Below are 1,348 nucleotides of genomic sequence, written 5' to 3'. Positions count from 1 at the left end.
CGTCAAGCGCGTCCAGCGCCTGGTCCAGGCTGTGGCAAACGGTTGGCACTTTTGCATCTTCCTCGGGTGGCAGATGGTACAGATCCTTGGTGGCGGCTTCGCCTGGGTGGATCTTGTTTTCCACGCCGTCCAGGCCGGCCATCATCAGGGCCGAGAAGCCCAGGTAAGGGTTCATCAGTGGATCGGGGAAACGCGCTTCGATACGGCGGCCCTTTGGATTGGCAACGTAAGGAATGCGGATCGATGCCGAACGATTTTTAGCCGAGTAAGCCAGCTTGACCGGCGCCTCATAGCCAGGAACCAGACGCTTGTAGCTGTTGGTGCCTGGGTTGGTGATGGCGTTCAGGGCACGTGCGTGCTTGATGATGCCGCCGATGTAGTACAGGGCGAAATCAGACAGGCCTGCATAGCCGTCACCGGCAAACAGGTTTTTGCCGTCTTTCCAGATGGACTGGTGAACGTGCATGCCGGAGCCGTTGTCGCCGACAACAGGCTTGGGCATGAAGGTGGCGGTTTTGCCGTAGGCGTTGGCCACGTTCTGCACGACGTATTTCAGGACCTGGGTCCAGTCGGCGCGCTGAACCAGCGTGCTGAAACGGGTACCGATTTCGTTCTGGCCGGCGCCGGCCACTTCGTGGTGGAACACTTCGACGGGGATGCCCAGCGATTCGAGGATCAGGGCCATCTCGGCGCGCATGTCTTGCGTGCTGTCGACAGGAGGCACGGGAAAGTAGCCGCCCTTGACGGTAGGACGGTGGCCGCGATTGCCGCCTTCGAGCTTGGCGCCGGAGTTCCAGGGTGCTTCGTATTCTTCGATCTTGAAGAAGGTGCCCGACATGTCAGTGTTCCAGCGCACGTCGTCAAAGATGAAGAACTCTGGCTCAGGGCCGAAGTAAGCGGTGTCGCCCAGGCCGGAAGCCTTGAGGTAAGCCTCTGCGCGCTGCGCGATGGAGCGCGGGTCGCGGTCATAGGCCTTGCCGTCGGCGGGCTCGAGCACGTCACAGCTCATGAACAGAGTGGTTTCTTCAAAGAACGGATCGATGTTGGCCGTCTTTGGGTCAGGCATCAGTTGCATGTCGGAGGCTTCAATGCCCTTCCAGCCGGCAATTGAGGAGCCGTCGAATGCATGGCCCGACGTGAATTTGTCTTCGTCAAAGTGGGACACGGGCACGGTCACGTGCTGTTCTTTGCCCCGGGTATCGGTAAAACGGAAGTCAACAAACTTGACCTCGTTTTCCTTGACCATTTTCATGACGTCTGCGACGGTCTTTGCCATCAAAATCTCCTGTTGCTGGATGGGTGGTTGAAAAATCTATTCGGGCTGTCGAATGCACTTTTTGTGCCACAG

General features: G+C 58.5%; 1 protein-coding gene. It reads right to left on the bottom strand.

The window, feature by feature from the left end:
* Window positions 1–1,276, bottom strand: a 1,276-nt coding sequence (gene glnA, locus AC1DWI_RS23330) for a type I glutamate--ammonia ligase (protein ID WP_477725938.1), incomplete at its 3' end; no start/stop codon positions are given.
* Window positions 1,277–1,348: the final 72 nt, after the last annotated feature.

Source organism: Polaromonas sp. P3_C2, assembly GCF_056402675.1.
This window is presented reverse-complemented; position numbering and strand designations above follow the sequence as displayed.